Genomic DNA, 17427 nt, shown 5'->3' on the forward strand with positions numbered 1-17427 from the left:
ATGCCTCCCTGGACGAAAATGTCAGGAAGAAATCTATGACCTTTTTCAGCTAGTGTCAATAAATAACACAACCGACTCTATTCTGACGTTGTGAGGCAGTCTACCCTGACATCCGGTTAGGGTATAGGCATCATCGATTACCTCACCGATATCCTGCGCCGTGATACCAGCGTCCAGGGCTGCACGAAGCAGGCGAGGGTCTAGGCGATCGTACTTTCCGCATAGCGCGAGATGGGGATTGCCCAGCGCGTTATTCGCGAGGAAGAACCCGTAGGCAAAGCCTTCCGGTGTGATACTGCGAGCGTTCTTCGTCGTTTGGCTCTTGCCGCCAAACTGCAGGTGCATCTTGGATCCCTCAACCGGCTCTACAGGGGCGATCGGCAGATCTGCGTTGAACCGTCCCCATATCAGCGTTTTCTTCGTGTAGGGGTCGCCCAGGTGGTTTGGATTGAACGCCAAACGCCACTGAGGCAAGCCGGCCAGTTCCTGGATCCGGCCAACCGGGTTTTCGATGGCCCACACTGCAGGGCGGTAGTATTCGATGGTGCGTAGAGTCTGTCGCACCAGCTCGATAGCAGCCGCGGTGCGGCCGTCAGCATCCTTGGCCGCGAAGTGCCTGGCACCGCTGATCGCGAACTCGGTACAGGGGCACGCCGCAAGGATCGCGTAGACCTCAAGGCCCTCGAAGTCACCGAAGTAGTCGGCAAAGAAGCCGGCGCTGAAGGCATTCACGTCGCCGGTTTCCACATTGTCCTGAATGTCAAAACAGAGCACCTCGTATCCAGCTTCCGCCCAGGGTCGTGCCCAGTTACCGCTGTGGTCGAACAGCGAAAGCACGACCTTCCCGCTGTTTGGATGGCCACCTAAGGCGGACTGGGCGCGCACTTGCTCTTTCCAGGCTTCGATCCGATCTCGGGCGGCTTCTTTGCTCATCCACCCCGACAGCCGAGTCTGCCGCTGGGCCTTATCCGCAAGTCGTACCACGGCGTGTGCCTCGGGATCGTCAAAAAGCCGGTGCGATGCTTCGGACCTGGCCAGATCGCGGCAAGGTTCCACAGCTACCTGGGTGAGCTCGAAGACATCGAGTTGGGCTTGGGTATGCATCGCACAGGCTTCCTCAAGAACCGTTTTCGTTGAGGATAGTTTACCCTTATTGGTAAATACCTAAAAGGTTTTTTTACCAAAAAGGGTAAATAAGAGCCTGTTGTTGGGTTGTAGTCTGCAGGGCAGGGGTCAACGCATCCGACGACGGGCTTTCGGGACTTCTGCCGCCGGCGACGATGCCTCCACGACCTTCGCGGCCGCCTGCAGGGGATCATGCCCCATTCCCCAGGATTGGCTCAGCGCGAAGGACTGACCTTCGACGACAGCCGCGGCGTCGCCGTAGCTCGTGTCCAGGGAGTCCGCCACACGCTGGGTCACTTCCGCTTCCCATTCGCTAAAAGGCTTCATGGATATCTCCTACCCGATTTGGCTGCGGGCTTGCGACGGCACGGGCCAGATATGCCTGCCTTTCAAGGTCATTGATCAAACCCTCTTTGTAGAGCCGATCAATGTCGCCCTTGATTAGGCAGGACATTGCCGTGTGGGAGGTTCCTGTCTTCGCCTTGAGAGCTGTAAGGCGTCTTTCCAAGATCGCGAAGAGAGGGCTCGATTCCGGACTGTTCGCCTGCGTTTTAGCGTCGTTCATAGCTGCTCCCCGGCTCAGTAAGCGATGCGACGGTAGAGCCAGTAATAGCCGCCGACCAGAATGACAAACAGGCCACCGAAGCGGGTGTAATTGGTGCCCCACCAGGCCATAGGAAGGTGCGCGGGATCACTGTCGGATTGGGTGTATATCCAGAGGGGCACCGATTGATCGAAAGCCCAATAGTGCATCGCCGGCCAGAGACCGCCCCAGACTGCCGCCAAGGCAAGGGGGGCCAGCAGGTAGGTGATTGCGATTGGCATGGGAGGATTGGGTTGAACGATATCCTGGTAGACGCCGAAGGTCAGAATCGCTGCGCCTACTACAAACCCTGAGTAAAGCCACAGCTGCGACGGCAGGTCCAAGCCAGTGTGAGCCCCTAGAAACCATACCAGGGCGACAATCAATATCAGGGAAACGGCACCGGCCAAGAGCCGTCCGAGCGTCGAATTCACGTTGTTCATGGGTTGAGTGCCTCTTGCTGATGGTCAGTCTCACTCCAGTCGGGCGACTGATCGTTTATCTCTGCGCTGAAAGCATCCGCTAGGGTGGGCCACCTCCTTCGCTTCTCGGGACTGATCGGGTTGAGTGTAGGCTCGCGTGGCAGGGTGGGAAGTTGGAAGACCTCACTCCGTTCCAGGATTCCCACGCTATCAGTGCGGTCGCAGAAGTTGCCCTGCACCCTTCCCGGCTCTGCTTCCATCCGGGGGTGGGCACCTGCAGCAGTCCAGCCACGGGAGATAGCGGGCCTCCTGTCCTCGAGGAGATGCCCAGACGGTGCGGTGACTAGCCAGCAGGTCATATCGGTTGAAACCATATCGTGCTCCTGGTCGAGCACCACGTATTGAACGTGGTGAACGACAATTCTGTCGCCGGCCAGTCGCCACCGCGTGATCACGGTGAAATCTGATACGGGCTTGTCGGTGGAGACGAAGAATCCGATCTGAGCCAGCCGCTTTGCTTTCACAGAGGCCACCAGGTACCGCTTGTTGGGAAAGGGCCTTGCTACCTTCAACTCCTTGCCCTCTCGGAGCAGCAGCCCCAACTCTGGTGATCGAACATCGATCAGCGAACATGCGAAGGGCGCTGCTTGGGGAGTAAGGAACTTCGGAATCAGATGAATCAGCATAGGGTGCGTGTCCTTGAATGAAATCGACGATTTGAGATGAAACTTCCTTGTTAACCCACGGCTGATAGGACTGCTGATCCCTCATTCCGGGTAACCACCACGAATGGAATGGGCAGGTGATGCTCGTCCTGCAGAAGCATTGCCTTCGATTGGGAGAACTGCTTGGTATCAAGCTTCCGGCGCTTGAGCATCGATCCAATGCTGGATTGCGTGGACTGAAGGGTCTTTCCATTGCAGGGGACCAATAGAGACTCGCCGTCACGAAGGTCAGAAAGTGCCTGGGATATGTTGCTGCACACGATATGCATGGTCGCTCCTAGAAAACACGGAAGGGGTAGCCGCCCCTATGTCTATACGTACGTATGTACGTATAGACATAATCTAACGTGCTTTCTTGAGCTTGTCACGTCCGAATATCTCCAAAAGGACCCGTATCAGGCCGAATCCGAAGATCCAATAGACCCACTTCTCAATGGAGGCCGATGGAAGGGGGACCTCAGCTAGCCAGGACCAGATGCTGTAGCCGATCAGCGAAAGAATGGAGATGAAGAAACAGACGTTGGCGAGTCGATAGGTGAAGGTAAGCATTAGCAAGCCTCAAAGGATATTTGTCGGAAATTGGATACCTGACCCTTCTCAACGATACGAACGGCGCCGGACTTCTGCGGGCGCAGGTACTTGAGATCCTTGACGTCGATCTTGAGCTTGCGGGCGGCCTCATCCCAGTCGGCAGTGGCCAGGTTCAGCAGCAGAAGGGTGCCGGCGTTCTTGATGAAGTCAGTGCTGAAATGTGCTGGAGACTGACCGGCTAGAAGGATGGCCAGGCCGAACTTCCGCATTTCATTGACGATGACGTTGATAGGGTTGTTGGTTTCTTCGTCATTGAATTTCTTGGACTCGTCCAGGACAACCAGGCGTCGCAACTTCCCGTTGGACTCACCTCGCTGCATCATCTCCCGGACGATGGCCCGCATCCGGAAGCGAACGAACATTTTGAGCTCGTCCTCCGACTGGGCCAGTGGTTTCAGGTTGTACCGGTGGATCTTGGCCGCGCCAAAGGGGGGTGGGTTGGGATTGAAGATGCCAGTTGCGATGAGGTTTTCGAGCCGCGTGATGACGCTCAGCAGCACGTCTTTGCTGTGGTACTTGATGGCGTCCTCGAACTCGATCCCCGTCTCGATGCTGTCCAGGTAGACCTGGTGCGCCTCTGCAGCTTTACCTTTCGCGGCCTCAAGGCGCTTTTCCAAGGCTTCCAAGTCCTCACCGGCGCCACGACCTCGGGCTTTCCCAATATCAGTACGCCGTTTGTTGATGCTGCCCATGAGCCGGCAGTATTCATCGAGGCAGGCCAGCGCACTTTTGCCGTTGCCATGATCATCGACGCCCATCCACAAGGCCCGCAGCTTTCGCTTGGCTAACCGGACCACGTCCGTCAAGGTCGGATAGATCTCGCGTAGTTCATCCCAGCGCTTGCCCGCGATGATCTCCCGGAGTTCTTGCTCAGAGGCTTCGCGTCGGGACCAGGTTGAAGGATCGTCAGCAAGGATTCCTCGTGCTGCGTATGCATCGGTCAACAGATGCCGGAGCACCCCCTCCTGATTACCACCGAGCTTGCGGGAAGTGCTGTTGATAGCATCGATCACGTCATTGACCGCACGGCGGACCCCTCCATAGTGCTTGTCGGGATTGAGTACCAGGGGATTGAAACCGTACCGCGTTGCCTCACTGAAAATGACTGTCTCGCTGTTTTCGATTTCGATGTCGCCGTGATAGTCGAAGATATCGATCTCAACGTCTGGCCCCATGTTGGTAACGAATTCGCGTATCCAGTGTGTCTTGCCTGCACCGGACATACCCGCGACACCAACGTGATGGTTGGATACTTGGTCTTCCCGCCACATGACGGGCAACTCTTGTTTCTCCTTAGTGAGCTTCCAAAAGTCGTTCCCGAGTTTGATATTGGTAGTGGACATCTAGATCAGCCTTCGTCGTAAGCGTCTTCGGGGATATCGAAATCATCGTCACCGAGTATCTCGTCGTGATCTTCAACCCTTTGCTTGTGGTAGTAGCCGGTGAGTCCCTGGGCTTCTGCCTGCCTCAATCCCTGAAGGGCGGCCTGGTAGAGCACGATGCCGCGCTCTTCGGCAGATACCTCGAATCGGTCGACGGTGTTGAGCTGCCTAGCCGTGTTTACGACGTGTTCCAGGATCGGATCGTCGAGCGCCGGGTAGTAGGGCTGCTCAGACCGACGAAGCTGCGCGGCGATGTAGTCGACCGACACTCGATCAGTACCTGCTACCCGCCTGGCTGACTGCGGCAGACGTTCAAAGGCAGGCCGATCGATCTGCAGGAACCTGTTGATCCGAGCGGACAGGGTTTTGCTTTTCTTGTGGCTGTCCGGGATGTAGAAGCTCGCACTGGGAATGACGGCATCCTTGAAGATCAGCATCCCCTCTCCAGCCTGAAGCTTTTTGAGATCAGCGAGATCGATCTTGTTGCGGCGCTCGATATTGGCGTTCTGTTGAGCGGTGTAGCCACCGGAGTCGCCTTGCTCATAGCCGCTCAATACGCTGGGCTACGCGCTGCGCATCTTGAAAATCAGAATTGTCTGGAGCTTCCAGCGGCGGCAAGGGAGCCATGCCATTCTGCGGCTGTGCTACCCCATTCTGAGCTTGTGCCGGTTGCTGGACCGCGTAGTTGGCAGGACCGTAGCTGCTCGCCGGGAAGGCCGATTGCATCTGGGCATTGGTCCCAGGCTGCACCGTAGGTTGTTGAGAGCCTGGCGGGGTCGGGAATCCATTGCTCGGACCGTCCACCCGAATCCACTGACCTGCAGCGGCGTTGTTCCCAGCCGGTTGCTGCACCTGCTGACCAACTTGCACATTGGGGCCTTGGACGGCTTGCTGCGGTGGAGCGCCCTCCGCCGCCATCGCAATGCTGGTAGCCAACATCAGCCCCGGCCAGATCCCGATTGCTTTATTCATAGATGATCCTCAACGGGGCTTGATGACGACGCTATCGAGTGCGATTCCGTCTAAGGAATCGAGCGTGTCGATTCTGGATACCTTCACCTTTGCAATGAATGGCTGCGGCGGCATCTCGGTGGTCTGGCCTGCGAGCTTTATCTCGATCGGGAGCTCTACATCGCGGATGTACACACCGTTCAGCAGGTACTCACGAGTGATCACTCCTGTACCTGCGGTCACGGTCATGTTCATGCGTTTGGTTTTGACGGATTCCAGGTAGCCAGCGGCTCCTAGTTGATCAAGGAATTGCTTGAACCCTGGGCGGGTCCAGGAGCCTCTGACGTCTTCGAGTTGCTGGTGGTATTGCTGGAAATTGATCGTCAGCGACCTGTTGATAGTGTCCCTGGCAAATTGGATGGCATCGGCCGAGGTCACGTAGGGCTCGGATAGAGGGACCAAAGGAATGATCCGAGTCCCGTCAGCTGCGAAGTATTCGCGTACTGGATGAACCGCGAACCAAACAGCTCCAACGTTGACTGTGAGCGACGCGGCCAAGGCATAGCCAAGCAGGAGATTCGTTTTGGCCAGCGATCCTGCCAGCTTGCCCAGTTTCGACCGGTCTTCACGGTCCCGATCGATCGGATCCATCACATCCGCGTTTTGGCGGAGTTGTTCCGCGATTTGCATCAGCTGGTCGTTGTATGCGGCCCGGCTGTGGCTTTCCGCCATTTCGCGTTCGTGTGAAATACCCGATTCGGTAATTTGCGTAGCAGATTCGGCCATGGTGCCCTCTCCGTTTTCCGTATTCTAACCATGATGCGGAATCGGTCAAGAACATCTGATCGGCAAAAAACCCTTCAAATCAAAGGGTGAGGCGTTTCACAGTTCTAAATGCAGGACATCATACGAAAATGGCCAATGATATCGTTATGATCTCATTAGCTTCGTATATCACCGACACTTTTGGGTTGAGGCTCGTATATCACCGACACTTTTGCCCCCTGCAGGACGGCCCACAGCCCCCGGAATCCGTGGTTTTCGGGCAATTTGGGCGCCCGCGCCTGCCTACGGCCTCATAGGTGCACGGGCAAGACGCACCTGTCGCGACTCGTATATCGCCGACAGAATTTTTTTTTGTGTGGATAGGCTCGTATATCGCCGACAGGGTGATTCGTATATCACCGACGCTCGACTCGTATATCACCGACAGGCGATTCGTATATCACCGACAAGCAAGGCTGCCCGAGGTCACGGGACACGCGGCCTGCGTCCATATGCGCTACTTGCCTAACACGCGTGCGGGGTTTTTACAGCTTTAAAACAAAGCATTTTCCTAACCCGAAAGCTTGCGGAAATGCAGTGTTGACGCGGGTTTCAGCGGGTTGACGTACCACAAGCCAAGCTCTAGCCTTCGGTCCATTCCCAGTTTCTGAGGTAGACGACCAGCCTGCTGAGCTCCGCCATCGATGACCAAAAACAAGCCCTTTCGAGGCTGGCATTGAGCGCGTTGCCATCACAAATCCCAGGCTCTCAAACACCTAAAAAAAGGCGCCCGGTTTTTGCTGGGCAAAAAAAAAGAGCTCTGACGTCTCATCCTGGCAGATAGTCGACGTAGAGCTCACCGATATGGTGAATTCATTATGGACACCTCCGCGTCTCCACGCAAGGTTCGTCAGGGTACTTTTCGCCTGCTCGAAAAGCCTTTCCCTGGCAAGGCCGAATGGGTCTAGCAGCTCCATCTGGCAACCAATCTTCGAACCGTACAGCTGACCGGTACTCTGCACCTGGTTCTGTATTCCATCGCGTGTTCGAAGAAGCGGCCTATCTGACACGTTGCAGTGACAACAAGACTGCGATGCGAGTCAGGCCTCGTGAATTTGCCTTCCACTACCCCTACATCCAGGTCAATCGGCCGGGCCGAGTCTCGTGGATGGTTTTTGACCTTGATCATCCTGATTCGCTGATCTGGGAATCCCAAGGACTGCCCCCGCCCAACCTGATCGTCCGCAATCGCACATCTGGCAGCTCGCATCTCTTCTACGCAATCGTCCCTGTCTGCACTACGGAGAATGCGCGGCAGAAACCGATCGACTACCTGAAAGCTGTATATCGCGCCTATGCGACGGTATTGAAGGCTGATCCCGACTACCACGGCGGTCCCGTAGCCAAAACGCCAGGTCACTCGTGGTGGTCGACTGCTGAGCTCCATTCCGGCGTTTACGAGTTAGGCGAGTTAGCAGAGGCTGTTGCAATCAACGATGCACCGGCCTGGGCGAAGCACCCCAATGTGGAAGCTGTTAGCCATTCGCGACACTGCAGCCTCTTCGAAATGGTTCGCTTCTTTGCCTACTCGCTAGTCAATGAAGAGCGGCAATCAGGATGCTTTGAGTCTTTCCACCAGAGAGTTTTGGCGAAGGCCTTCAATGAGAGCCAGCGCATTGCTCGAGCCCTTTCTCCTGCCCTCCCCTACTCCTCCATCAAAGCTACGGCTAAATCGATCGCTCGCTGGACCTGGAGTCGCTATCAGGGGAGCTCAAGCTGTCACCGTGGGGCTATGCGTTTGAGTCCGGATCTGCCGCTCAAGGAAAAGCAGGCCCAGGCAGCACGATATACCCATAACCGACGTACCCAGGATACAGCCTCCAAGATCCGAGCCGCCTGCCGAGGTCTCGTCCAGCTTGGTAAGCCGCTGACCCTTTCAGCTATTGCCTCGGTAGCCAGTCTCACACGACAGACCGTCGCCAAGTACCAGCATGTAGTCGCAGAGGATCACCACGCTCCGGTTTCTCCAATCGGCGCCGGCGACCCCCGCGGGCCGGATGTTAATTTTGCTCTACATCAGATACCTGCGGCTTCGTTTTCCAATTGTCCTGGCAATGTGAGCCTTTCCTGTGATGATCCAGACTCTGCCGTCGCTGCAGCAGCTGGTGGTGCTCCAGGTCCCGCCGTCGATTCAGCAGCTGGTGGTGCTCCAGGTCCCGCCGTCGATTCAGCAGCTGGTGGTGCTTCAGGTCCCGCCGTCGATTCAGCAGCTGGTAATGCTTCAGGTCCCGCCGTCGATTCAGCGCCTGGTGATACCCCAAGTCTGATTCTTCACCGCTTGCGACCAGCAGGTCCGGCGAATGCTCCCTAGCCATACCTATACGTACTTGCGTATGTACGTACGTATGATATGCTAAGTTTGCACCTTCCATCCCGGCGGCTACCGGGTTCTGTCTAGGAGATAGCAATGCAAACGATAGGCACGACTTACCCCCCTGAACTCAACTGGTCCCGGTTGCTGCTAATAGCAGTAGTGGGTCGGGCTTTGATTCAGTACCAGGTCAGCAAGCTGTCTGCTGACCGTTCTTACCTGGTCGGTTTGGCCGCTGAAGGCAAAAGCCGAGGTATTCTGAATGTCGAAGATTTGGAAGTGGTAGACGCGACTATCTGCTCTGTAGAATCGCACACCGAACGAAACCGGGGCTATTGTTCTATAGGTATGTGCGTATAGCTGTACATACATACGTACGATAATCTTAAGACGAAGCCCAGGAGGCGGCTACCTCCCTGGGCTTCTACCCGTGCTGTCTAGGAGCGTGGGGTCGTGGGACTATATCGATCCTGTCCACGCAGCTCAACCAGTGATCGTCTTTCATATTTTTCGATGGTGGATCCATGACTGAAGGTACCCAGGGAAAACCCAAACGCGGCCGGAAGGCTGCGGTGGTTCCTTACGTGCAGGCTGAGTTATTCGAAGCCAAGCTTGTGGAGTGGCCCGTAAAGGACGACCTGGCCAGCATGGAATTTCCTCTGTTCAGCCTGTCCACCAAGCCCGACACCTCAGTCAAAGAGTATGTCCAGCCGGGCACCGGTAAGAGAGTGAGGATCACGCCGCCCGTAATCGGGGCGGCTACCGTCTTCGACAAGGACCTTCTGCTCTTCATCGGCTCCCAAATCATTGAGGCCAGAAAAGCCGGACTGCCTATCTCCAACGTCGTCAAATTTGAGGCTTACGATTTTCTGACAGGGACCGGGAGGGATCCAAGCGGCAATGCCTACGCCAACATCCTGGATATGCTTCGTCGCCTGAAAGGCACCCAGATCGAGACGAACATCATCACTGGTGGTGAAGAGCAGACGAAGGGCTTCGGCTGGATCCACGACTACACGATTACCAAGAAGACCACGAACGGTAATGGGGTCCTGGAATGCGTTGTCCAGATCTCGGACTGGATGTACAACGCGATGCTCCACTATGAGGTCCTTACGATCGATCGCCGCTACTTCGATCTCCGTATGCCCTTAGAAAGACGTCTTTATGAGCTTGCACGCAAGCACGTAGGCAACAAGGCTATCTGGAAAGCTGACCTAGCGTTGATGCAGGAGAAATGTGGGTCTACCCAAGACCTCCGCCATTTCCGGGCCGAGATCCGCAAGATCATCAAGAAAGACTCCTTGCCTGACTACCACATGGCTCTGGACACCAGCTCGAAAGCTCATCGCCTGGTGTTCTACACTCGCCACAACAAGGCCCTCTCTCACGAGCTGGTTCAGCACGATTTAGCTTCCTGGTTCGATGGGCTTGAGCGCTCAAAACCGCTCTAGACTGGTGTCTTCATCTTTTTTTACTATTGTGCGTACGTACGTATACACATATAGCCATACGTACGTGTATACTCTTGCTGGCACCTCTTCGGGTGCCACCCGGCGGCTACCGGGTCATGCCTATCGTCTAGGAGCAAGCGCATGAACAAGATGATTCCCCCTGCTGGTTCTGATGAGCCGAGTGACACTGACCATGCCGCTATCACCAGGCTGGAAAGGGTCCTCCAGACAATGCTTGATGCGAATCGCGCATTAGAAATGGGAGACGATTTGAGCCTCTCCAGGCTGGGGCTCGATGCTGCAAGGATTGCTGAATTGAAGGCCCGGCAGAAGAGGGGAGAGCCAGGATTTCCAGACTACGTTATCCGGAATCTCCGAGAGAACCTGGAGACTCTACGAGAAGATCAGGAAGACGGTTCCATCTCCGATTAACCGTATAAGCATACGTACATGCGTATATGTGTACGTATGCTTTTAGCTAGGCTAGAATGGACCTCGGATGCCAGGGGTTCCCCTACAGGGTGTACGTATGTACGCACATCTGTATGTACACAAAAAGGTGATTCCATGACTAAAGTGTATGCGGTTATCAATGGGAAAGGCGGTGTAGGCAAGACCACTACAGCGGTACACATGGCTGCATTTTTGTCTACCAAAGGGCCGACCCTGTTGATCGACGCGGATCCGAAACCTACCGCTGCGGTTTGGGCTGCGTGGCGACGGGATTGCACGATATTGCCCCCGGAAGCTAAATCCCCGACTACCGTCAGACTCCTCGGCCGCGCTGTTTATGATGAAGGCAAGCAGCTCAAAGGTAGTTACGACTACGTGGTAGTCGACGTGGGCGCCCAAGACACGACAAGTGGCCGTAATGCGCTGCTGCTTGCAGACGAGGCGATTCTGCCGATCGGAGCTTCTGACTTCGACACGGCGTCCCTTGAGGACACCACTCAGCTGATCGAAATGGTCAAAGGGTTCAACGAGCATCTGAAGGTCACAGCGCTGGCCACCAGGATCGATACCAAGACCAGAGACGCTGAGGACCTCATCAATTTCCTGGTTGATAGCGAGATCAAGGTGTTCACGAACATGGTCTGCGAACGGAAAGCCTATCGAAAGGCTACTGGCCTGGGTATGGCAGTCTGGGAGCTACCGTCCAGGTACGAAGGTAAGAAGGTACGCGACAAGGTCGCTGCTGAAGAAATCTTGAAGGTGCTAAACGAGGTGGTGCAATGAGAAAGAAACCAGACCTGAGCGGAATGGACCCTGCTGCGCTCGAAGCCTTCAGATCGGGCGGTTCCCACGAACAGGAAGAGGGCGGCGGCAGCGCCAAAGCCATCCCAAAAAGTGCTGCACCGGCTACCAAGAGCAAAGCCCGCCAGGAAGAAGCCGAACCTGTCAGGCTTCCGCGTACAATCAAGCTTCGCGATGATTACCACGAGCGCCTTCGAGATCAGGCTCACAAGGAAAAGACGACAATGTCGGCTCTGATCGAGAAAGCGCTAGGTCAAATGTGGGGCGATCAATAAGCGTATTTATGTGCATACGCAGGTATGTACGTACGTATTTTTAAGAGGTATAGATGAAAAGTTTGACCATCATTGCAGCAGCAATGGGAATCGCTGGGATCGCGCTCGGTGACGTTGTCCTGGCTTCATTAGGGTTTGTCGGTCTGGCGAGTGGGTTGCTGGGTCTGCATCCCTGCCGGATCACGGACGAGAAACTGGGCTGACGTAGCTTTTCCAAAGTCAGTAATACCACCCCCATACCCGTGGTTGGGTTGTGTGCTCAACCCTGTGCGATATCGGTGATTAGTATCGGACCTTAAAGGTTGGGGAGTCCTCAGGGCGTTGGCCGCGGCGATCGTAGAGCCGGGTGGTGCTGATATTGGCATGACCTAGCCAAACCTGAACCTTGGCAATGTCGGCCTCATGTTCCAGGGCATTTGTCGCAGCGGTTGCCCTCAGTCCATGGACCCCTAGACCGGGAACGTTGATTCCAGCTCTGAGAGCCCAGCTCATCACCACTAGGTAGATGCCGTTAGCAGACAGCCGCTGACCGATCGTTTTCCCTTTTAGCGATCGGAAGAGAGGACCGTTCTGATCAGCGCGACGACCGTCGACTTCCAGGTAGGCGTGGATCCGTTCAGCGGCTACAGGATGCAAGGGTAGGTACCGGACTTTCCCCCCTTTCCCGCTTACTCGAAGATGCTTTATCCCTCGTCTGTCCTGCAGGTCGGATAGGCTCAACAGGGATGCCTCCTCGCGCCGCAAGCCGTGATACAGCAACACCGCGATCAACGCCTGATCTCTCATCCCTTTCAGACTGAAGAGCGGCGGCGCCGACATCAGCGATTTGGCTTGGTCGTCCCCGAGTGCCGGAGTTTTGCCCTCGTTGCTCTCGATCTTGGGCCGCTTTACACCATGCACAGGATTCCCACCTTCGACGGAATTGGTCTCAAGCAGGTGATCAAACAGGCTGGCCAGGGCGGCGAGCTTTCGCCGAATGGTCGCCCCTGATAGTCCACGATTGCTGAGCTCAGTTCTCCAGGCCAGGACGTGCGCACGGGTGACTATCGCAAACTCTTCCGGACCTGAGATACCGATGTACTGAGTGAAATCGGTGATGTCCGCCCGATAGGCACGCCGCGTTCGCTGGTTCTGCAGATTGGCAAACCATTGATGCAGCTCAGGCACCTGGCTGATGGAATGGAACTGCGCGGCCGTCAGTCGTCGCGATTCCCCTGGTGTGATGACCGGGTTTGGGTCGAAAGGGATGACTTCAGGCATTGCATAGGACCAGGTGCGGCAGATCGGTCCATTCAATAGCAGAAGAGGAGGGGACACAAGGTCAAGTAGGGTACCTATGATCTATAGGATTCCCAGAAAGAGTCTTTCCATATTTACCATTTATGGTAAAGTGATCCTATCCAAATTTAGCAACAGCATGAGGTGAGCATGGATAGGTTAGGACTCGGCACATTTGCGGAATTAGTTGATCCTGGTTCCTTGCTAAAAATAGCGCTGGTTTTGGCTGTGATAATGACCTTGAACGTGTTCGTGGCACGTTTTGTTATGATAGTCCGCAGGGTACCGTGGGAAGCACAGCACCCCATTCTATTTCTGTTGGTCGTTAGCTACCTTGCCCTGATAATTCCGCCTTTCGGCTTTTTGGCAGTTGGTTATACCTGGTACCGCGTTTGGACAGTTTGAGCTGTCAACTGTCGTAATGGAGAATATTTGAGCTTGAAAACTAAACCTTTGATTCTCGGCGTTTGCGCCTTTGCTGCTTTTGTAGCCTTCACTAACTACCTTTTCGGCGAGATCGGGCAAGCGGACGGAGCAAAGTCTTTGGCTCGTTTGCAGCAGGTGTGGCCCCAGGTGCTCGACATGCCCGAGGCTGATCGCGCTCTATTGGGGACCTTAGCAATGACCTGCCACGTTGAAGACCGTCCCGCCGTAGTGTCCGAGACCATTGCCTGTCTGCGTGAAGCTGTAGCAAGTGACCACCCCATGCTACCCAAAGGCGTTGATAGGTCGACCGCTGCTTACCGGCTTGACCAGTTGCTGGCAGAAAGACCCTAAAAGTTTACTAAAAAAGGTCAATCTAAACCCGTTAAAATTTACCATTTATGGTAAAGTGCATCCTCAGTTTTTAGATGTTGAGGACACTGATGCACACCACCGATATCCGCGATCAAAGCCGTTACCGCGCTCCAGATTGGATGAATCCTTATCTGTCTGGTCAGGCGGTCGGATATGCCCAGGGATTGCTGGCCTATGCCGACTACTACGGGGTGGATGGTAGTGCCGACCTGGAGCCTGCGATCGAGGAGCGGATCTCGCTGATCCCCCAACCGATGATTTCGTATGCCAGCCGTACCGGTACAAGGCGGAACCTGGATGCGATGCGCGCCGCGGATTGGAGGCTGCTGGTCTCTGCGAAGGGGGTACTCCGAACGGAGGGCATGAGATACGCCCTAGATAACGGCGCTTGGACGGCTTTTCAGCAGGGCGAAGCGTTCGATGAGAAGGCATTCGGTCGCGCTGTTGATCTACTGGGAGAAGGTGCCGACTGGATCGTTTTGCCCGATATCGTAGCCGGTGGTATGGCCTCCCTGGAGTTCTCTTTGCGATGGCTCGATAGGCTAAAAGGCATCCCTACCAGGCTGTTGCTCGCTGTGCAGAACGGTATGGAGCCAGATGATGTTCGAGAGATGCTGTCGCCGGCGATAGGCATCTTCATTGGAGGCGACACTGCTTGGAAGCTCGCAACGGTGAATACCTGGGGGAAGCTGGCCCGCAGGCGGAATTGCCACTTGCACGTAGGCCGGGTGAATAGCGCCAAGCGGATTGAGCTATGTGCCGCTGCGGGTGTGAATTCAATCGACGGTACCAGCGCGACCCGGTACGCCAAAACCTTGCCTCGCTTAGACGCGGCCCTCAATCATGCGGACGGACAGCAGGATTTGTTCAATCCTTCGAGGATGAATCTGCACCAGGTTCGTTTCGACTGCCGGGGATGATGGGACTTCGTGAGCTTTACCAGGCAGGGTAAACTTTGTTTTTTTGTTCGCAGGTAAGGAAGTCCGATGGCAACCGATGTAGCAAAACTCATCCCTGGGACTGTAGATCCTCGTCATTTCGAGTTGCTCCTCGGTGGCACCTCTATTCGTGGCGAGAAGGTCATCGAGGCACTGCGTGACCACCTTGTGGCTGGCCTTTCTGCGACTGCCGCATGGGAGAAACATGCCGTGAACAAGAGTCAGTTCTCACGCCGGCTCGCTGTGGTAACGGCTGAACATCAGCGGGCGGCCGAGCTCAGTAAATTTTACCAATAAAGGTAAATAATCCTGGCAAGATTTACCATAAATGGTAAAATTCCCTCATTGAATCAGGCAATGAGGTTCCAGCGATGACCAAGCTGTTAGGCAAGGGGTTTCAGGTTTTGAGTGTGGTGGATGGAAAGTCCATTGAGGCCTTGTACTGGATAGCACCTAACGGGCAATGCTTCACTACCTGGGAGCGGCCGTACGACTCGGTCAACTTCGACAAGCCGGGCCAGACCTGGAATCCATCGGAAGGTTTGCCTACTGAGGCTGTGTGCATCGGAACCTATCCCAAGCCCTGTGACGTGTCGGTCGTAGGCGCCGATGAGCAGGGGAAGGTTCGCAGGATGCTGTGCTCGTGCTGCGGTGCCGTGACTAAGGGTCGGCAGTGGCATAACCGCGACCTAGGTTGGGGCCTCTGTGTGGACTGTATTGGTCGATGCAGCCGCAACGAGACCGCTGAGGAATTTCGGCGGTTGTACGGGGATCGTGGCTTTCATTACGACATCCTGCCGTCGTGACCAGTACAGACCCGGTTCGCCGGGTCGCACTCGAACCAAAGAAAAAACGGGGTAGCTGATATGAAAACTTGGGAATTATTTGTAATTGTGGTCGTGGGTGTCTTTGTCGGCCTAGGCGCCTATCAGAACGATAATATTAGAGAGAGTATTTATTCAGCGAGCGAAAGGTTTTGGTCGTTTGCGCGAGACTTTACAGGTAGCTATGGAAATATAATCCTGACTTTGTTTGCAATGATTATCGTTGCAATTGTTACAAGAGCAGCCATGGCAGCGTATTTCAAGCGGAATGAGTGAAGGGTACGGCCCCATGAAGAACGCACTATGGCCTGAGAGGGCCACTTTCCAATGCCCTTTCTGCGATGAGACTCATCAGGTGCGACTGGCACGTGATGCCCTCAACGGACCATTTGACGATGAGGGGAACCAAACCCCTGAACCCGTTGATTTCGCTTTCTGCCCCAAGGCCAATACCGATCCGCCGTTGGTTGTTGCACTCCACGCTGATCGCCGCGTTTTGAAAGAGTCAGCCCCCGCATCAATGACGTTTGAAGACACCGGCAGTTACTGGGCGTAGATAGGTAGGAAAGTTGAAGCCTGACGGTACGCCCATTTGTGGGCCTGAGAACAAAGCCAACTGACCACGGAAAAACTGAGGAAAGGTATATGAAAAACGAAGCTAACGAGCAAAACGCCTGGTCAGAGGCTGACATTGCCGCACGTGCTGATCACATTTTTCAGGCCGGCTACCAGGCTCGCCGTACTGCTGTGCGTCAAGCGCTGCGCACACCGGCCTGCTGGGCGGAGCAAAGTGTGGTTTGCGTAGTCGGTGCAATCCGTGCAGCGTGCTTCTTCCTATTGATCAAGGGCGCAGCACTGGTGGCGTTGTGGGCGGCTGCAGGGATCGGTGATGCGCAGGAGGGGTTGTTGAACAGCCTTGTGCTGCTAATCGTCGTGCCAGTGGTAGCGTTCAACCCAAGACGTTGGTTCTTGCGTAATGTTTTTTCAATCCAAGGCGACCGGGCATTCGATGATGCGCTGAGACAGCTGCGGCAAGATGGTTGATCGTCACTTGGAACTGCTGAGCGGGGCCGTCTCCTTCGGCACCTCCTAAATTCGTGGTGGACGTTCAGCCAGAGCTCAGCGCCTGGATTGAGAGCGAACCCAACCAACAGTACCCCGGTCGGTGAGCGATGCTCTATCGACAACATATCGCTGAGGTATCGATACCCTATGGATACCCTATCGATAAGGTATCCATAGGGTATCGATACCTTACGGGTACGCCATCGGGATGAGCGTATCCATCCAGAAATTCACCAAATAGGGTAAATTATCTATCAGAATTTTTACCCTATATGGTAAAGTATACTCATTGAAGCTGATCAATGAGGAAGCGAAAATGGAGTATCTGGTAACGGTTCATGGCGATACTGACGTAGTAACAGCGTTCCCTCGCCACCAACAGGCTCAGGCTATCGAGCTGTGGCAGCGGTATGTCGCAGAAGGCAAGTTTGCAACCCTGACCGTCGATTGAGGGACGCACATGGAAAGCCTTCAAGACCGCTATGCCATCTATGTAGAGCAAGCCAAACAATTGGGCTGGCCAATCAAGACCTTCGATGAGTGGCTAAATTCTTAACTCTACTCCCCACGGCCCCCCGAGTGCCGGCCGGGGGTTTTTGTGGGGTCTTTTGGTATCCAGAGCGAAA

25 protein-coding genes are annotated in these 17427 nt (G+C 55.1%); 14 read left to right on the forward strand and 11 right to left on the reverse strand.

All coding sequences use genetic code 11. From position 1 onward, the window contains the following. Positions 1-45: 45 nt before the first annotated feature. The 10 genes from QMX82_RS23185 to QMX82_RS23230 form a co-directional block, all read right to left on the reverse strand. Positions 46-1104: a DNA cytosine methyltransferase gene (locus QMX82_RS23185; RefSeq protein WP_282287948.1), complete on the reverse strand. Its 1059-nt coding sequence runs from the start codon at positions 1102-1104 to the stop codon at positions 46-48. Positions 1105-1233: 129 nt separating this feature from the next. Continuing rightward, positions 1234-1452: a hypothetical protein gene (locus QMX82_RS23190; RefSeq protein WP_282287949.1), complete on the reverse strand. Its 219-nt coding sequence runs from the start codon at positions 1450-1452 to the stop codon at positions 1234-1236. Next, complete coding sequence (locus QMX82_RS23195; RefSeq protein WP_282287951.1) at positions 1439-1690, reverse strand: hypothetical protein; 252 nt, start codon at positions 1688-1690, stop codon at positions 1439-1441. Before QMX82_RS23195 ends, QMX82_RS23190 begins: the two co-directional genes overlap by 14 nt. Before the next feature lie 14 nt (positions 1691-1704). Continuing rightward, complete coding sequence (locus QMX82_RS23200) at positions 1705-2151, reverse strand: hypothetical protein (protein WP_282287953.1); 447 nt, start codon at positions 2149-2151, stop codon at positions 1705-1707. Continuing rightward, complete coding sequence (locus tag QMX82_RS23205) at positions 2148-2816, reverse strand: DUF6012 family protein (protein ID WP_282287955.1); 669 nt, start codon at positions 2814-2816, stop codon at positions 2148-2150. Before QMX82_RS23205 ends, QMX82_RS23200 begins: the two co-directional genes overlap by 4 nt. 381 nt (positions 2817-3197) lie before the next feature. Beyond that, complete coding sequence (locus tag QMX82_RS23210; RefSeq protein ID WP_282287957.1) at positions 3198-3404, reverse strand: hypothetical protein; 207 nt, start codon at positions 3402-3404, stop codon at positions 3198-3200. Beyond that, positions 3404-4789 carry a helicase HerA domain-containing protein gene (locus tag QMX82_RS23215; protein ID WP_282287960.1) on the reverse strand — a complete coding sequence of 462 codons (1386 nt, stop codon included), beginning with the start codon at positions 4787-4789 and terminating at the stop codon, positions 3404-3406. The genes QMX82_RS23210 and QMX82_RS23215 overlap by 1 nt, the downstream gene beginning before the upstream one ends. Before the next feature lie 5 nt (positions 4790-4794). Beyond that, positions 4795-5382: a hypothetical protein gene (locus QMX82_RS23220; RefSeq protein ID WP_282287961.1), complete on the reverse strand. Its 588-nt coding sequence runs from the start codon at positions 5380-5382 to the stop codon at positions 4795-4797. Next, positions 5369-5800 (reverse strand): hypothetical protein, encoded by a 432-nt coding sequence (locus QMX82_RS23225; protein ID WP_282287963.1) that lies wholly within the window; start codon positions 5798-5800, stop codon positions 5369-5371. Before QMX82_RS23225 ends, QMX82_RS23220 begins: the two co-directional genes overlap by 14 nt. A 9-nt stretch (positions 5801-5809) precedes the next feature. Continuing rightward, complete coding sequence (locus QMX82_RS23230) at positions 5810-6565, reverse strand: DotI/IcmL family type IV secretion protein (RefSeq protein WP_282287965.1); 756 nt, start codon at positions 6563-6565, stop codon at positions 5810-5812. A 1021-nt stretch (positions 6566-7586) separates the two neighbouring features. On the opposite strand from QMX82_RS23230, the gene QMX82_RS23235 reads away from it, so the two are divergent. The 6 genes from QMX82_RS23235 to QMX82_RS23260 all read left to right on the forward strand — a co-directional run bounded on the left by QMX82_RS23235 (position 7587) and on the right by QMX82_RS23260 (position 12101). Next, complete coding sequence (locus tag QMX82_RS23235; protein WP_282287967.1) at positions 7587-8915, forward strand: replication initiation protein; 1329 nt, start codon at positions 7587-7589, stop codon at positions 8913-8915. A gap of 524 nt (positions 8916-9439) precedes the next feature. Next, the gene (locus QMX82_RS23240) at positions 9440-10369 is read left to right on the forward strand and encodes a replication initiator protein A (protein ID WP_282287969.1); all 930 of its coding nucleotides are present in this window, start codon (positions 9440-9442) and stop codon (positions 10367-10369) included. 141 nt (positions 10370-10510) lie between these two features. Beyond that, entirely contained in the window at positions 10511-10801 is a 291-nt protein-coding gene (locus tag QMX82_RS23245) for a hypothetical protein (protein WP_282287971.1), read from the forward strand. A gap of 135 nt (positions 10802-10936) precedes the next feature. Continuing rightward, on the forward strand, positions 10937-11605 hold the full coding sequence (locus QMX82_RS23250; RefSeq protein ID WP_282287973.1) for an AAA family ATPase: 669 nt from the start codon (positions 10937-10939) through the stop codon (positions 11603-11605). Beyond that, entirely contained in the window at positions 11602-11898 is a 297-nt protein-coding gene (locus QMX82_RS23255) for a hypothetical protein (protein ID WP_282287975.1), read from the forward strand. The genes QMX82_RS23250 and QMX82_RS23255 overlap by 4 nt, the downstream gene beginning before the upstream one ends. 53 nt (positions 11899-11951) lie before the next feature. Continuing rightward, a complete protein-coding gene (locus QMX82_RS23260) occupies positions 11952-12101 on the forward strand; it encodes a hypothetical protein (RefSeq protein ID WP_282287977.1) in 150 nt (49 codons plus the stop codon). 79 nt (positions 12102-12180) lie between these two features. Here the strand turns inward: QMX82_RS23260 and QMX82_RS23265 are convergent, their stop codons facing one another. Further along, positions 12181-13158 carry a tyrosine-type recombinase/integrase gene (locus tag QMX82_RS23265; protein ID WP_282287979.1) on the reverse strand — a complete coding sequence of 326 codons (978 nt, stop codon included), beginning with the start codon at positions 13156-13158 and terminating at the stop codon, positions 12181-12183. 450 nt (positions 13159-13608) lie between these two features. On the opposite strand from QMX82_RS23265, the gene QMX82_RS23270 reads away from it, so the two are divergent. From QMX82_RS23270 to QMX82_RS23305, 8 genes are all read left to right on the forward strand, one after another. After that, the gene (locus tag QMX82_RS23270) at positions 13609-13953 is read left to right on the forward strand and encodes a hypothetical protein (RefSeq protein ID WP_282287981.1); all 345 of its coding nucleotides are present in this window, start codon (positions 13609-13611) and stop codon (positions 13951-13953) included. An 89-nt stretch (positions 13954-14042) separates the two neighbouring features. Next, positions 14043-14894: a hypothetical protein gene (locus QMX82_RS23275; protein WP_282287983.1), complete on the forward strand. Its 852-nt coding sequence runs from the start codon at positions 14043-14045 to the stop codon at positions 14892-14894. A 66-nt stretch (positions 14895-14960) separates the two neighbouring features. Further along, positions 14961-15209 (forward strand): PapB/FocB family fimbrial expression transcriptional regulator, encoded by a 249-nt coding sequence (locus QMX82_RS23280; protein WP_282287985.1) that lies wholly within the window; start codon positions 14961-14963, stop codon positions 15207-15209. A gap of 74 nt (positions 15210-15283) precedes the next feature. Continuing rightward, positions 15284-15718, forward strand: coding sequence for a hypothetical protein (locus QMX82_RS23285; protein ID WP_282287986.1), 435 nt, complete (start codon positions 15284-15286; stop codon positions 15716-15718). 60 nt (positions 15719-15778) lie between these two features. Next, entirely contained in the window at positions 15779-16012 is a 234-nt protein-coding gene (locus tag QMX82_RS23290) for a hypothetical protein (protein ID WP_282287988.1), read from the forward strand. 13 nt (positions 16013-16025) lie between these two features. Continuing rightward, the gene (locus QMX82_RS23295) at positions 16026-16292 is read left to right on the forward strand and encodes a hypothetical protein (protein WP_282287990.1); all 267 of its coding nucleotides are present in this window, start codon (positions 16026-16028) and stop codon (positions 16290-16292) included. Positions 16293-16381: 89 nt separating this feature from the next. Continuing rightward, entirely contained in the window at positions 16382-16780 is a 399-nt protein-coding gene (locus QMX82_RS23300; protein WP_282287992.1) for a hypothetical protein, read from the forward strand. Positions 16781-17090: 310 nt separating this feature from the next. Then, positions 17091-17252 (forward strand): hypothetical protein, encoded by a 162-nt coding sequence (locus QMX82_RS23305; RefSeq protein ID WP_282287994.1) that lies wholly within the window; start codon positions 17091-17093, stop codon positions 17250-17252. The last annotated feature ends 175 nt before the right edge of the window (positions 17253-17427 follow it).

The organism is Pseudomonas sp. PS02302, assembly GCF_029959585.1.
In the GTDB taxonomy this organism is placed as follows: domain Bacteria; phylum Pseudomonadota; class Gammaproteobacteria; order Pseudomonadales; family Pseudomonadaceae; genus Chryseomonas; species Chryseomonas aestiva.